Annotated in this window: 11 protein-coding genes; 9 read left to right on the forward strand and 2 right to left on the reverse strand. The window is 71.9% G+C overall.

Features of this window, described 5'->3' with window-relative positions:
- Positions 1 to 188: 188 nt before the first annotated feature.
- The 7 genes from ACWGJ2_RS29500 (at position 189) to ACWGJ2_RS29530 (ending at position 9,295) form a co-directional block, all read left to right on the forward strand.
- Positions 189 to 1,220 (forward strand): BMP family lipoprotein, encoded by a 1,032-nt coding sequence (locus ACWGJ2_RS29500; protein WP_453349315.1) that lies wholly within the window; start codon positions 189 to 191, stop codon positions 1,218 to 1,220.
- A 193-nt stretch (positions 1,221 to 1,413) separates the two neighbouring features.
- Positions 1,414 to 3,075: an ABC transporter ATP-binding protein gene (locus ACWGJ2_RS29505; protein WP_453349316.1), complete on the forward strand. Its 1,662-nt coding sequence runs from the start codon at positions 1,414 to 1,416 to the stop codon at positions 3,073 to 3,075.
- Positions 3,072 to 4,181, forward strand: coding sequence for an ABC transporter permease (locus ACWGJ2_RS29510; protein WP_453349317.1), 1,110 nt, complete (start codon positions 3,072 to 3,074; stop codon positions 4,179 to 4,181). Before ACWGJ2_RS29505 ends, ACWGJ2_RS29510 begins: the two co-directional genes overlap by 4 nt.
- Positions 4,178 to 5,494 (forward strand): ABC transporter permease, encoded by a 1,317-nt coding sequence (locus ACWGJ2_RS29515; RefSeq protein WP_453349318.1) that lies wholly within the window; start codon positions 4,178 to 4,180, stop codon positions 5,492 to 5,494. Before ACWGJ2_RS29510 ends, ACWGJ2_RS29515 begins: the two co-directional genes overlap by 4 nt.
- Positions 5,491 to 5,922 carry a cytidine deaminase gene (locus ACWGJ2_RS29520; RefSeq protein ID WP_453349319.1) on the forward strand — a complete coding sequence of 144 codons (432 nt, stop codon included), beginning with the start codon at positions 5,491 to 5,493 and terminating at the stop codon, positions 5,920 to 5,922. The genes ACWGJ2_RS29515 and ACWGJ2_RS29520 overlap by 4 nt, the downstream gene beginning before the upstream one ends.
- Before the next feature lie 176 nt (positions 5,923 to 6,098).
- Positions 6,099 to 7,376, forward strand: coding sequence for a thymidine phosphorylase (locus ACWGJ2_RS29525; RefSeq protein ID WP_453349345.1), 1,278 nt, complete (start codon positions 6,099 to 6,101; stop codon positions 7,374 to 7,376).
- Positions 7,377 to 7,930: 554 nt separating this feature from the next.
- Positions 7,931 to 9,295, forward strand: a complete 1,365-nt coding sequence (locus ACWGJ2_RS29530) for a helix-turn-helix domain-containing protein (RefSeq protein WP_453349320.1) — start codon at positions 7,931 to 7,933, stop codon at positions 9,293 to 9,295.
- Here ACWGJ2_RS29530 and ACWGJ2_RS29535 read toward each other — a convergent pair.
- Together ACWGJ2_RS29535 and ACWGJ2_RS29540 are read right to left on the reverse strand one after the other, a co-directional pair.
- Positions 9,201 to 10,547 carry an aminotransferase family protein gene (locus tag ACWGJ2_RS29535; protein WP_453349321.1) on the reverse strand — a complete coding sequence of 449 codons (1,347 nt, stop codon included), beginning with the start codon at positions 10,545 to 10,547 and terminating at the stop codon, positions 9,201 to 9,203. The two genes, ACWGJ2_RS29530 and ACWGJ2_RS29535, sit on opposite strands and share 95 nt — an antisense overlap.
- Positions 10,544 to 11,983 carry an aldehyde dehydrogenase family protein gene (locus tag ACWGJ2_RS29540; protein WP_453349322.1) on the reverse strand — a complete coding sequence of 480 codons (1,440 nt, stop codon included), beginning with the start codon at positions 11,981 to 11,983 and terminating at the stop codon, positions 10,544 to 10,546. Before ACWGJ2_RS29540 ends, ACWGJ2_RS29535 begins: the two co-directional genes overlap by 4 nt.
- A gap of 161 nt (positions 11,984 to 12,144) precedes the next feature.
- Here ACWGJ2_RS29540 and ACWGJ2_RS29545 point away from each other — a divergent pair, with 161 nt between their 5' ends.
- Together ACWGJ2_RS29545 and ACWGJ2_RS29550 are read left to right on the forward strand one after the other, a co-directional pair.
- Positions 12,145 to 12,909: a HalD/BesD family halogenase gene (locus ACWGJ2_RS29545; protein WP_453349323.1), complete on the forward strand. Its 765-nt coding sequence runs from the start codon at positions 12,145 to 12,147 to the stop codon at positions 12,907 to 12,909.
- Positions 12,910 to 12,937: 28 nt separating this feature from the next.
- The gene (locus ACWGJ2_RS29550) at positions 12,938 to 14,353 is read left to right on the forward strand and encodes a hypothetical protein (RefSeq protein WP_453349324.1); all 1,416 of its coding nucleotides are present in this window, start codon (positions 12,938 to 12,940) and stop codon (positions 14,351 to 14,353) included.
- Positions 14,354 to 14,364 lie beyond the last annotated feature (11 nt).

Genomic DNA, 14,364 nt, shown 5'->3' on the forward strand with positions numbered 1-14,364 from the left:
CCCGGGCGTCCCCTCGGACACCCCGCGAGCGTCCCCGGGCCACCCTTGGACGGTCCGTTCGGCTCCAGGTAGACACCGATCCGATAACAGCGATCCGGGAAGCCTTTACCTGAAATCTACGCGCGTTAATCTTTGCCGGAAGCCAGCGCCGGACGAGGCGCTTCCAAGCAGCCGAAGGGGACGTCCTCTTGCGTCGGGTAACGAAGCTTGCTGCCGCGGTCAGCACCACCGCGGTCCTCGCACTGACTGCCACCGCGTGCGGTGAGAGCTCCACCGAGTCCGCCGGTAAGAAGGACAAGGGCGTGGGCCTGGCCTTCGACGTCGGCGGGCGTGATGACCACTCCTTCAACGAGGCCGCGGCCCGTGGCGTGGACAAGGCCGAGAAGGAACTCGGCGTCAAGTCCAAGGAGATGACGGCGGGCAACGACGAGACCGAGGCCACCCGCGAGCAGCGGCTGACCTCCCTTGCCGAAGCAGGCTACAACCCCGTCATCGGGGTCGGCTTCGACTACGGCAAGTCGATCAACAAGGTCGCCAAGGACTTCCCCGACACCACCTTCGGCGTGGTCGACTCGGACTCCAAGGGCAAGAACGTGGCCGGGCTGGTCTTCGCCGAGCACGAGGCGTCCTACCTGGCCGGTGTCGCCGCCGCGAAGAAGACCAAGTCCAAGGAGGTCGGCTTCATCGGCGGGGTCAACAACGCCCTGATCCAGAAGTTCCAGGCCGGGTTCGAGCAGGGCGTCAAGGAGACCGACCCCAAGGTCAAGGTCACCTCGCAGTACCTGTACCCGACGAACACCAAGGGCTTCAACGACCCCGCCGCGGCCAAGGACAAGGCCAAGGGCATGCTCGACTCCGACATCGACGTGATCTACTCCGCCGCCGGCCAGTCCGGCGCGGGCTCGATCGAGGAGGTCAGCAAGAAGAAGGGCACCTGGGCGATCGGCGTCGACTCCGACCAGTACGAGCAGCCGGGTCTCGCCAAGTACAAGGACTCGATCCTGACGTCGGCCGTCAAGAACGTGGACGTCGCCGTCTACGACCTCATCAAGAGCGTCAAGGACGACAAGCCGATCACGGGCACCCAGGCCTTCTCCCTCAAGGAGGACGGCGTCTCGCTGGCCACCTCCGGCGGCTTCATCGACGACATCCAGGACGACATCGACAAGGCCCGCAAGGACATCATCGACGGCAAGATCAAGGTCAAGGACACCCCCTGACCCGACGTCGATGCCCCGACGTCGATGCCCCGGCGTCGGTGACCTGACGCCCAGGTGACCTGACCGCCGGTGACCTGACGGCCGGTCCGTCGTGTCCCGTCGTGCCCGAGGGGTCGCCTCCTTCCGGAGGTGACCCCTCTCCGGGTGCCCGATCAGCGGCGCCAGCCGCGCCCCGCACCGAGGAGAGTGCGCCATGACAGCCTCCAGCAGCAGTCCCCCCTCCGAGCCCGCCGCGGCATCCGGGGCGGCGGACACGGCGCGCGGCGACGCCGCGGTCGCACTCCGGGGGATCACCAAGCGGTTCCCCGGCGTCGTCGCCAACCACGACATCGACATCACCGTCCGGCGCGGCACCGTGCACGCCCTCGTGGGGGAGAACGGCGCGGGCAAGTCGACCCTCATGAAGATCCTCTACGGTATGCAGAAGCCGGACGAGGGCACCATCCACGTCGACGGCGAGCAGGTGTCCCTGCACAGTCCCGCCGACGCCATCGCGCGCGGCATCGGCATGGTGCACCAGCACTTCATGCTCGCGGACAATCTCACCGTCCTGGAGAACACCGTCCTGGGCGCGGAGAAGCTGCACGGGATCGGCGCGCGGGCCCGCACCCGGATCAGGGAGCTGTCGGACGCGTACCACCTGGGGATCAGGCCCGACGCGGTCGTGGAGGACCTCGGGGTCGCCGACCGGCAGCGCGTGGAGATCCTCAAGGTCCTCTACCGGGGCGCGCGCACCCTCATCCTCGACGAGCCCACGGCGGTCCTCGTGCCGCAGGAGGTCGACGCGCTCTTCGACAACCTGCGCGAGCTGAAGTCCGAGGGCCTGACCGTCATCTTCATCTCCCACAAGCTGGGCGAGGTCCTCTCCGTCGCGGACGACATCACCGTCGTGCGGCGCGGGACGACCGTGGCCTCCGTACGCCCGGAGGACACCACGTCGCAGCAACTGGCCGAGCTGATGGTCGGCAGCGAGCTGCCCTCGCCCGAGACCCGCGAGTCGACGGTCACCACGACGCCGATGCTGGCGGTGGAGGGGCTGAGCCTGTCCGCTACGGACACGGACGGCGTCGTACGCAGCGTCCTGGACGGCGTCTCCTTCACCATCCACAAGGGCGAGGTCCTGGGCGTGGCCGGTGTGGAGGGCAACGGGCAGGCCGAACTGGTCGAGGCCGTCATGGGCATGCGCGACCCCGACGGCGGCACCGTCACCCTCGACGGCGAGGACATCTCGCACGCACCCACGCGCCGCCGCCGCGAGGACGGCATCGGCTACATCCCCGAGGACCGGCACCGGCACGGGCTGCTGCTGGACGCGCCGCTGTGGGAGAACCGCATGCTCGGGCACGTCACGGAGCCGCCCAACAGCAAGGGCAGGCTGCTGGACCTCAAGCGCGCGCGGGCGGACACGCAGCGGATCGTCGCCGAGTACGACGTGCGCACGCCCGGCATCGAGGTGACCGCGGCCAGCCTCTCGGGCGGCAACCAGCAGAAGCTGATCGTCGGCCGCGAGATGAGCCACCACCCCAAGCTGCTGATCGCCGCGCATCCGACGCGCGGTGTGGACGTCGGCGCGCAGGCGCAGATCTGGGACCAGATACGCGAGGCGCGGCGCGAGGGTCTCGCGGTGCTGCTGATCTCCGCCGACCTGGACGAGCTGATCGGCCTCTCCGACACCCTGCGGGTGATGTACCGGGGCCGCCTGGTCGCCGACGCGGACCCCGCCACCATCACCCCCGAGGAGCTGGGCTCGGCCATGACCGGCGCCGCGACAGGGCACCTGGAGCACCAGGAGGAACCCCGGACCCCCGAGACGCCTGACGCGCCCGACGCACCGGAAGGGGGCGGCTCCCGGTGAAGAGGTTCGACAAGGACAAGCTGATCCTGGCCGTCGCCGCGCCGCTCCTCGCGGTCGTCGCCGCGCTCGTGATCACCTCGGCGGTGATCGGCGTCACCGGCAAGGACCCGCTGCACGCCTTCGCGGTGATGCTCGACTTCGGCTCCAAGAGCGACAGCCAGGTCTGGATCATCAACGAGGCGATCCCGTACTACCTGGCAGCGGTCGCGGTCGCCGTCGGGTTCCGGATGAACCTGTTCAACATCGGCGTCGACGGGCAGTACCGCGTCGCGGCGTTCGTCGCGGCCGTTGTCGGCGGGGCGCTCACGCTGCCCGGCATCATCCAGATCCCGATCGTCATCGTCGTCGCCATGCTGGTGGGCGCGGTCTGGTCCGGCATCGCCGGCCTGCTGAAGACCACGCGCGGCGTCAGCGAGGTCATCACCACGATCATGCTCAACTCGATCGCGGCCTCCGCGATCGGCTACTTCCTCCAGGAGGGCAGGCTCGCGGAGAAGGACGGCAACCTCTTCCACACGCCCAACCTCCCCGAGGCCAGCCGCTTCTTCACCATCCCGACCGAGCCCAAGCCGATCTACGGCACGATCGTCCTCGCCGTCCTCGTCGGCGTGGCCTACTGGTTCGTGCTGGGCCGCACCCGCTTCGGCTTCGACCTGCGCGCCGTGGGCCGCTCGCAGTCAGCCGCCTCGGCGAGCGGCGTCAGCGTCCGGCGCACGGTGCTCGTCTCGATGCTGCTCTCGGGCGCCGTCGCGGGCCTGGTGGGCATGTCGACGCTGCTGAACGTGTCCTACAACTACGGCACCGACTTCCCCGCAGGCATCGGCTTCACCGGCATCGCCCTCGCGCTGCTGGGCCGCAACCACCCCATCGGCATGGCCCTGGGCGCACTGCTGTGGGGCTTCCTCGAACGGACCGGCACACAGCTCGAGTTCGAGGGGTACGCGCAGGAGGTCGTCGGCGTCATGCAGGGCGTCATCGTCCTGTGCGTCGTCATCGCCTACGAGCTGGTCCGCCGCTACGGGCTGCGGACACAGCAGCGCAAGGTCGGCGAGGAGCTGGCGGCGCAGGCCCGTACGTCCGACGACAAGGCGGAGGTGTCCGCGTGAGCACGAACATCGCCGCCAGGCCAGGCAGCAAGGGCGACGGCAACGGCAAGGGCGCCGGGGCGGCGGCCAAGGGCGGGCGCCGCAAGCTCTCGTACCCCGTCGTCCTGCTGATCATCGCGGGAGCGCTCGTCCTGCTCTCCCTGCTGCGCGTCGTGACGGACGCCAACCAGCTCACCGCCTCCGGCCAGTACAGCAGCGCGCTCGCCGCCGCAGTGCCCATCGGCCTCGCGGGCCTCGGCGGCCTGTGGGCGGAGCGTGCGGGCGTCATCAACATCGGCCTCGAAGGCATGATGATGCTCGGCGCCTTCGCCGCGGGCTGGGTGGGCTGGCAGTACGGGCCGTGGGCCGCGGCGCTCGCGGGCATCATCGGCGGCGCGCTCGGCGGCCTGCTGCACGCGGTGGCCACCGTCACCTTCGGCGTCGACCACATCGTCTCCGGTGTCGCCATCAACATCCTCGCGCTGGGCGTCGTGCAGTACCTCGCCAAGCTCTGGTTCGGGGCCGAGGGCAGCGCGGCGGCCGAGGCGGGCGGCAACGACAAGCAGTCGCCGCCCATGGACGACATGCCCACCTTCACCGTGCCGGGGCTCGCCGACGGGCTCCAGAGCGTCGAGAAGCACCACTGGTTCCTGGTCTCCGACCTCGCGGGCATCCTGGGCGCCTTCGTGAACGAGGTCTCCTGGCTGACGGTGCTCGCCGTCGCCATCTTCGCCGCCAGCTTCTTCCTGCTGTGGCGCTCGCCCTTCGGGCTGCGGCTGCGCTCCTGCGGCGAGAGCCCGGTGGCGGCGGAGACGCTGGGCGTCAACGTGTACACGTACAAGTACGCGGCCGTCGTCGTCTCGGGCGCGCTGGCGGGGCTCGGCGGCGCGTTCCTCGCCATCGGCGTGCACATCTACCAGGACCAGCAGACCGGCGGACGCGGCTACATCGGCCTCGCCACCATGATCTTCGGCAACTGGCGCCCCGGCGGCGTCGCCATGGGCGCGGGCCTGTTCGGCTTCATGGACGCGCTCCAGCTGCGCGCGGGCGGCCCGACCGTGCACGCGCTCCTGCTGCTGGTCGCGGTGCTGCTGGCCGGGGTGGCGGTGTGGAAGCTGCGCGCCGGGACGCGTGCGGCGCGCGTGCAGGCGCTCGTCAGCGCGGTCGTCGCCGTCGGGCTGCTCGTGTGGTACTTCTCGACGGACACCGTCCCGCTGGAGTTCGTGGAGATGACCCCGTACGTCACCACCCTGCTGGTGCTCTCGCTGGCCGCCCAGCGGCTACGGGCGCCGAAGGCCGTCGGCAAGCCGTACCGCAGAGGCCAGGGCACATGACGCGGGCGCAGCGGCCCGACGGCGTCCGCGCGACGGCGGCCGACGTCGACTGGGAAGCGCTCAGGCGGGCGGCCCGGGACGCGATGTCCCGGGCCTACGCCCCCTACTCGCGCTTCCCCGTGGGCGTCGCCGGACTCGCCGACGACGGGCGCCTGCTGACGGGCTGCAACGTCGAGAACGCCTCCTACGGCGTGGCGCTCTGCGCCGAGTGCGGCCTGGTCTCCGCGCTGGCGGACAGCGGCGGTGGCCGCCTGACCGCCTTCACCTGCGCGGACCGCAACGGCGACATCCTGATGCCCTGCGGCCGGTGCCGCCAGCTCCTGTGGGAGCACGGCGGCCCTGAGCTGCTGATGGACACGGCGTCGGGGGTCCGCACGCTGGCCGAGCTGCTGCCCGACGCGTTCGGCCCGTCCGACCTGTCCCGCTGAACGGTCGACGGGTCGACGGGTCGACGGGGCCGGTGCGCCGGTCCCGTCGGGCGGGAGCCCCCGCCGTCCAGCGGGTGCCCCTCCCCGTCCAGCCGACCCCGTACCGTCGAGAACCCCGTACCGCCGCACACATCGTCCGTACCGTCGAGAACCGAGGAGAACCCCGCCCCATGGCCATGGACGCCATCTCCGTCATCCGCACGAAGCGTGACCGAGGCACCCTGACCCCCGAGCAGATCGACTGGGTCATCGACGCCTACACGCGTGGCGAGGTCGCCGACGAGCAGATGTCGGCGCTGGCCATGGCCGTCCTCCTCAACGGGATGTCCCGCGCCGAGATCGCGCGCTGGACCGGCGCGATGATCGCGTCGGGCGAGCGGATGGACTTCTCCTCGCTGGCCAGGCCGACGGCCGACAAGCACTCGACGGGCGGCGTCGGCGACAAGATCACCCTCCCGCTGGCCCCGCTCGTCGCCGCATGCGGAGCGGCCGTGCCGCAGCTGTCGGGGCGCGGCCTCGGCCACACCGGCGGCACCCTCGACAAGCTGGAGGCCATCCCGGGCTGGCGGGCCACCCTCACCAATCCCGAACTGCTCGGCATCCTGGACGACGTCGGCGCCGTCATCTGCGCGGCGGGCGACGGGCTGGCACCGGCCGACAAGAAGCTGTACGCGCTGCGCGACGTCACCGGCACCGTCGAGTCCATCCCGCTCATCGCCAGCTCCATCATGAGCAAGAAGATCGCCGAGGGGACGGGTTCGCTCGTCCTGGACGTGAAGGTCGGCTCGGGCGCGTTCATGAAGAACATCGACGACGCGCGCGAACTCGCCGCCACCATGGTGGAGCTGGGCAACGACCACGGCGTACGGACGACGGCGCTGTTGACGGGCATGGCCACCCCGCTGGGCCGCACGGCCGGGAACGCGCTCGAAGTCCGCGAGTCGGTGGAGGTGCTGGCCGGGGGCGGCCCGGCCGACGTGGTGGAGCTGACCCTCGCGCTGGCCCGCGAGATGCTGACCGCGGCCGGGCTGCCGGACGCCGACCCGGAGAAGGCGCTCGCCGACGGCACCGCGATGGACCACTGGCGCCGCATGATCGCGGCGCAGGGCGGCGATCCGGACGCGCCGCTCCCCGAGGCCCGCGAGCGCCAGGTGGTGACCGCGCCCTCCTCGGGGACGCTGACGCGGCTCGACGCGTACGCGGTCGGGCTGGCCGCCTGGCGCCTCGGTGCGGGACGCGCCCGCAAGGAGGACCCCGTCCAGGCGGGCGCGGGCGTGGAGCTGCACGCCAGGCCGGGGGACACGGTGGTGGCGGGACAGCCGCTGCTGACTCTGCACACGGACACCCCGGAGAAGTTCCCGTACGCGGAGGCGGCGCTGGCGGACGCGACGGAGATCGCCTCCGGCGCGGTGGACTTCGAGGCGCCGCCGATCGTGCTGGAACGGGTGGGCTGACGGCGCGCGCGTCGCCAGGGCGGCGACGCGGGGCGCGGCGCCGCGCTGCTCGCGGGATGCGCGGGGGTGGGGTCGCGCGCGGGACGCGGTCCGTGCGGGCGCTGGCCCGTGCCGTTCGCGGCGGCGCTGGGCGCTTGCGCGAGGCGTTGCCCGCGCGGTGGACGGGCCGGGGTGTCCAGCCGGTGTGTCCAGGCGGAGAGGAGCGGCCGGGGCCGGTCCCGTGCCGTTTCCCGGCCGTTCGCGGGCGGGGTCGGGTGCGATATAAGCCATTCCGCCGGGAAGGCGCTCCGCGCCCACTGTGCGGGCCGCCATGGCGGTTTGCGCGGCGCTGCGGGTGGTAGTGCTTGGGCGTGAGCTCTCTGTGCCACTAGGGGGTGTCTTCAGCGTAGCGTCGTCCGGCCGCCAGCCCAGACGGGACGCTGAAGACGCGCCCTAGGCCAAGGGCGTCCGTCACGCTCTGCCACGGCCCGGCAACCGGTTCACGTTGACGGGACGGGCGCGTGCTCCGTCCCGCCGGGGGTCGCTCTCGGCCGTCACGGGGGTCTGGTTCGCTCATGGGAAACCGCGTACTCGTCATCGAACGGAACGGCTTCGCCCCTGGCCGTCCGGCCTGGCCTTCGTATCCGGCCGACGACGAGGTCCGTATCGCGCACGACTCGCTCACGGCGTGGCGAACGGCCCGCGAGTGGTGCCCCGATGTCGCGATCGTCAGAACGGATCTCCTCGCGGTCCGTGATGTCGCTTTATTACGCGGCCTGGCGGAGCACCCGTCAGGCTCTCCTCCAGCGCTGGTACTGATCGCCGCGTGCGACGACACGGAGCTGCTGCTCGACGCCGTGCGCGCAGGAGCACGCGGGTTCCTCTCCCCTGGCACGGCGGCCGAGACGGTCCGCAAGGCCACCCGGACCGTGCTGGACGGCGGCGCCCACCTCGGTCCCGAGGCCGCCGACCGCCTCCTCGGGAACGCCACCTCCAGGGAAGCCCCGGACGGCGGCGCCCCCGCGCACCCCGCCGCGTCCACGCCCGCCGTGCCGCGTCCGTACGCGACGTCGCCCGCGCGCGGGACGGGGCGCCCCTTCGACCATGAGCCGCAGCGGCTGCTGGCCGAGGACGCCGCCGCGATCCCGCTGCTGCTGGAGGCGCTCTCGCACCGCGTGTCCCGGCACCTCGACCGCCTCGCGGGCCACCCGCCCCCGGCACACCAGCCCCCGCACCAGTCACCGCACCGGCCGCCCCGCCCGGCCGCGCCCCCGCCGCCCGGCGGTTCACGCGTCGTCGCCGTGGCAGCGCTCGACGGCGCGGAGGGGCTGCCCGAGCAGGTGCGCGAGCGCCTGGCGGAGAGCGGGACGCCGCTGCCCGTGGCCCGTACCTACGGCGCCGTGCTGGTGGTGGCGCCCGAGCGCGTATGGCGGAAAGTGGCCCTGTCGCTGCTGGCCCTGGAGCGCCCCGTCCACCTCGGCGTCTCCGAGACCCTCGCGGACGACGACGACCTCGACGCCGCGACCGCCGACGCGCTCGCGGCCCTGCGGCAGTTGCGCCACCACGCGGCCCCGCCGGGCAGCGAGCTGTCGGCCGCCGAGTTCACGCTGCCCATGTGGCTGGCCGACGCGGCGCACCGCGCGGCGCTCAGCAGGCGGATACCGGAGTCCTTCGTCAGGCTGCGCGAGCACCCGACGCTGTCGAGCACCCTCGCCGCCTGGCTCGTCCACGACTGCGACGTGCGACGGGTGGCCAGCTCGCTGCACATCCACCCCAACACCGTGCGCTACCGGCTCTCCAGGGTGGAGCAGATCACCCAGCAGAGCCTGTCCGAGATGCCGGTGCTCACGGCGCTGTATCTGACAGTGCTGGCGTTTCCCGCGACGATGGGGCTGCCGCCCGAGACCGTCGGCCTGATACACGCGACAGCGCGGCGCTGATCGCGACCGGAATGCGGTCGATGTCCTCGTCGCCGATGACGAACGGGGGCGAGATCTGGAGCGCGTCGCCGCCCGTCACCCGCATCAGCATGCCCTCGTCCACCACGGCGTGGGCCACCTCCTCCGCGACGTCGTGCCCGCGCAGCGCCACGGCCGCCATGAGCCCGGTGCCGCCGCGCACATCCGCGACGAGGGGGTGCTCGCGCAGCGGCAGCAGCGCCTCCAGCAGCCGCCCCTCGCGGGAGCGGACGCGGCCCACCAGGTCCTCGCGCTCCAGGATGTCCAGGTTGGCGAGCGCGGCGGCGCACGCGGAGGCGTGCCCCGAGTAGGTCAGCCCGTGCTGGAAGACGTGCGGCGAGCCCGGGGCCCAGAACGCCTCCGCGACCCGGCCGCCCGCGACGGCGGCCCCCAGCGGCAGATAGCCAGAGGTGAGCCCCTTGGCCAGCAGCATGACGTCGGGGCGCAGTCCGTAGCGCTCGGCGGCGAACATGCTGCCCGCCCTGCCGAACCCGGTGACCACCTCGTCGAGCATGAAGACGATGCCGTGCTCGCGGCACAGCTCCTGAGCGCCCGTCAGATACCCGTCGGTGGGCGGCACCACGCCCGCGCCCCCGGCGATCACCGGTTCGCACAGGAACGCCGCGATCCGGTCGGGTCCGTGCGCCAGGACGGCAGCCTCCAGCGCCGCCAGATCCATCGCGGGCACGGTCAGCGCGCCGGGCAGCAGGGCACCGAAGCCCTCGCGGAAGGCGGGGACGCCGACGATGCTCGTGCCGAAGCCGTGCAGCCCGTGATAGCCGCCCTCGCGGGTGATGACGGTCTGGCGCGCGGGCTCGCCCGTCAACTGCCAGTAGAGCCGCACGAGCTTGACGGCGGCCTCCAGCGCCTCCGAACCGCCGCTGGTGAAGAACACCTTCGCGTCCTCGACGGGCACCAGGCCCGCGATCCGGTCGGCCAGCTCCTCGGCGCGCGGATTGCAGAAGTCCCCGAACACCGGATACGTCGCCAGCTCGCTCAGTTGCCTGTGCACGGCGTCGGCGATCTCGGCGCGGCCGTGCCCGACGTTCGCGAACCACAGCCCGGCCGGGACGTCGAGCAGCTCGCGGCCCGCGTCGTCGTAGACGTAGGCGCCGGCGCCGCGCACGATGCGGTGCTCCCTGCCGGGCATGGTGGGCATGTGCGCGTGGTTGTGCCACAGCGCGTTCGCGGCGCGTGTCGCGCTCGCGGCGTGCATCGCGTTCGCGGTGTTCACAGGGTTCCCCCGTCCGGCAGTGCGGCCATGACGTGCTTGAGACGGCTGTACCCGTCGAGTGCCCTGACGGACAGGTCCGTCCCGTGCCCGGAGCCGCCGAAGCCGCCGAAGGGCATCTCCGAGGTGATGGGCCCGTGCTCGTTGAGCCAGACGGTGCCGAAGTCCAGCTCGCGTGCGAGGTCCAGTGCCAGGCCCAGGTGGTCGGTCCACACGGAGGCGGCCAGCCCGTACGGCACGTCGTTGGCGAGCCGCAGCGCCTCCCCGGGGTCCGTGGCGCGCTGCACGGTGAGCACGGGCCCGAACACCTCGCGCTGCACGATCTCGTCGTGCTGCTCCACGCCGGTCAGGACGGTGGGCTCGCAGTAGGCCGGGCCGAGGCCCGCGTCGCCGCCGCCCGTGAGGACGCGTGCCCCGCGCTCGCGGGCGCGCTCCACGAATCCCCGCACCCGCTCCCGGTGCTCCGCGCTGACGAGCGGGCCCATCTCCGTCGACGGGTCGGCGGGGTCGCCGAGCCTGATGCCGCGCGCCATCTCGACCAGCGCCTCGGTGACGGCCTCGAAGACCGGGGCCTCGGCGATGACGCGGGCCGCTGCCGTGCAGTCCTGGCCGCCGTTCCAGAAGGCGCCCGCGCGCAGCCCGGCGGCGACGCGCGCGGGGGAGGCGTCCGCGAGGACGATGGCCGGTGCTTTGCCGCCCAGTTCGAGGTGGGTGCGGCGCACCGTCTCTGCCGCCGCGTGCGCCACCGCCCGGCCCGTGGACACCTCGCCGGTCACCGCCACGACGGCCACACCGGGGTGCGCGGCCAGCGCGGCGCCCGTCTCGCCGTCCCCGCACACGACGTTCAGCACGCCCGGCGGCAGCAGGCCCTCGGCGAGGCGGGCCAGCCGCAGCGTGCTCAGCGGCGTCAGCTCGGAGGGCTTGAGCACGCAGGTGTTGCCCGCGGCGAGCGCCGGGCCGAGCTTCCACGCGGCCATGTGCAGCGGATAGTTCCAGGGCGTGATCAGCCCGGCGACGCCCAGCGGTTCGCGCCGCACGAACGACGTCGTGCCCCGGGTGTACTCGGCCGTCGGCAGCCCGTGCAGGGCGCGTGCGGCGCCCGCGAAGAAGCGCAGCCTGTCGGCGCTGCGGACGGCCTCGCCCTCGGCGGCCGCGAGCGGCTTGCCGACGTTCCACGACTCGATCCTGCCCAGCGTCTCGCGGTCGCCGTCCACCGCGTCGGCCAGCGCCAGCAGCGCTGCGGCGCGCTCGCCCGGCGGCGTCCGTGCCCACTCGCGTGCCGCGCGCGTGGCCGCCTCGACGGCCGCCGCCACATCGTCGCTCCGCGCGAGGGGGACGGTGCCGAGGGTGCTGCCGTCGGCCGGGTTCAGCACGGCGGTGCGTCCGCCGTCGGCGGCCGGTAACCATTTCCCGCCGACCAACTGTGCGTGCTCGATCATAAATCCACATGCTAGCCGCGATATCGGGGATGGCCCATTGGAGGAAATACAAAGATTCCGTATCGCGATTTGAATAATCTCCAACCAGTGGAACTTGCGCGCGTGTTGACGGGTGGGATCTAATCGATCCGACATCCGTGAAACCCTGAGAGGAGCGGATTGTGGAGGGTGACCTCGACGCACGTATTGAGCAGCACATCGAATCGTGGCTGACCCCTTCCGTGCTCTTCGATCTCTCCGGAAGATTTCAGCGCGACGGCTTCATCAAGGTGCGCGAAATATACCCCGATGAGATACGTGAGAGCGTACGGGAAGAGGTTCTTCTCCTGCTGGAGAAGAACGCCGAGCGCCGTGATCTCCTGCTGGAGACGACGGGCAACACCCCGCGCTTCATGAGCGTGGTGCGCAGCGAGTTCATCGCGGCGCAGGGCGAGCTGGTCAACCGCCTCTACCGCTCGCAGCCCCTGATCGCGGCACTGGAGCGGATCGCGGGCGAGAAGCTGTACGCCTGCCCCGCGGCCGACGAGGAGTTCCTGATCACCCGCCAGGAGAAGAAGGGCGACACCCACGGCTGGCACTGGGGCGACTTCAGCTTCGCGCTGATCGGGCTCATCGACACCCCGCCGCTGGAGGTCGGCGGCATGCTCCAGTGCGTACCGCACACGAAGTGGGACAAGTCGAATCCCCGTATCCACGAATACCTCTGCGCCAACCCGATCACGACGTACGGCTTCGTGCCTGGTGACTTCTATTTCCTGCGCACCGACACGACGCTGCACCGCACGGTGCCGCTCAACGAGGACGCGCGGCGCATCATCCTCAACCTCACCTGGGCGGGCGAGCGGGACCTGCGCGGCGCCCCCAAGGGCGACGACCGCTGGTGGGAGAACAGCGAGGCCCAGGCGGCGAGCGCGGTGCAGGACTGACGGTGGCGCGACCGACGGGGGACCAAAGGTGACGTTCACCCTCGGCGACCAGCACGATCCGGTGACGCTCGCCGACGCCGGACGGCTGGTCGCCGGAGCCACGAACGAGGAACTGGCCGCGCGCGTCCGCGCGCTGGTCGCCGACAACGCGCGCTGGCGCGGCGCCGAATGCCTCAACCTCATCGCCGCCGAGTCGCCCACGAGTCCGGGCGTGCGCGCGCTGCTGTCGGCCGAGGTCGGCACCCGGGCCTCCGGCGGCCACATCGGGGCGCTCTCGCGCTGCTTCCCCGGCATGGTCTACATCGACCAGCTCGAAGCGCTCTGCGTCGAGCTGCTGAAGGACCTCTTCGGCTCCGCCTTCGCCGATCAGCGGCTGATGGGCGGCATGGCGGGCTGCATGGTGGCCTTCACCGCGCTGGCCGATCCTGGCGACCACCTGATGAGCCTGTCCCTGGCGGCCGGGGGCGACTCCAGCGGCCACGACGACGGCCCCGGCGGCGCGCGCGGGCTCACCGTCTCGTCGATCCCCTTCGACCCCGTCGAACTCACCGTCGACCTGGACGCCTTCCGCAGGGAGGCCGAGGCGCGGCGCCCGCGCGTGGTGTCGCTCAACCAGACCACGGCGCTGTTCCCGCTGCCGGTGCGCGAGATGAAGCGGATCATCGAGCCGTGGGGCGGGCGGCTCTACTTCGACGGGGCGCACCAGGCCGGGCTCATCGCGGGGCGGCAGTACCCGGACCCGCTGGCCGAGGGCGCCGACGTGCTCACCGGGTCCGGCGGCAAGACCTTCAGCGGCCCGCAGAGCGGCATGATCCTGTGGAACGACGAGGAGCTGAGCGTCCCGATCGTCTCCGCGATCTTCCCGGTGCTCACCGGATCACACCAGCTCAACCGGGTCGCGGCGCTCGCGCTCGCGGCGTGCGAACTGCGCGAGTTCGGCGTCGGCTACATGGCGGCCGTGGTCCGCAACGCGCGGGCGCTCGCCGCCGCGCTGCACGCGCGCGGCTTCGCCGTGGTGGGGGAGCGCCGGGGGTTCACGGCGACGCACCAGGTGCTGGTGGACGTGCGCGCGCACGGGGGCGGGGTCGCCGTCAGCCAGGCGCTGGAACGGGCCGGGATCATGGTGAACAAGATGCTGCTGCCGGCGGCCGAGGACGTGCCCGACCCGGTGTCCGAGGGCATCAGGATCGGCACCGTCGAGGTCACCAGGCTCGGCATGGGACCGGCCGAGATGGAGACCGTCGCGGATCTGATCACGCGGGTCGTGGTGGCCGGTGAAGAGCCGGAGGCGGTCGCGGCGCGGGTACGGGAATTCCGTTCCGCTTTCCAGATACTGAGGTTCTGCTTTCCCGCAGACTCCGTGGACTCCGCGGAATTGCCCGCGGAGCCGGAAAAACAGCGTGCCTTTCCCTCTGGGGAAGCCGCTCCGAACGAAGTGAGGTGATCAGGTGTACG

The sequence above is a fragment of the Streptomyces sp. NPDC054796 genome, from assembly GCF_053611545.1.

Coding starts and splice junctions, on each gene's coding strand:
- ACWGJ2_RS29540 (WP_453349322.1), bottom strand. CDS start 11,983: ATGATCGAGCACGCACAGTTGGTCGGCGGGAAATGGTTACCGGCCGCC.
- ACWGJ2_RS29505 (WP_453349316.1), top strand. CDS start 1,414: ATGACAGCCTCCAGCAGCAGTCCCCCCTCCGAGCCCGCCGCGGCATCC.
- ACWGJ2_RS29525 (WP_453349345.1), top strand. CDS start 6,099: ATGGACGCCATCTCCGTCATCCGCACGAAGCGTGACCGAGGCACCCTG.
- ACWGJ2_RS29530 (WP_453349320.1), top strand. CDS start 7,931: ATGGGAAACCGCGTACTCGTCATCGAACGGAACGGCTTCGCCCCTGGC.
- ACWGJ2_RS29520 (WP_453349319.1), top strand. CDS start 5,491: ATGACGCGGGCGCAGCGGCCCGACGGCGTCCGCGCGACGGCGGCCGAC.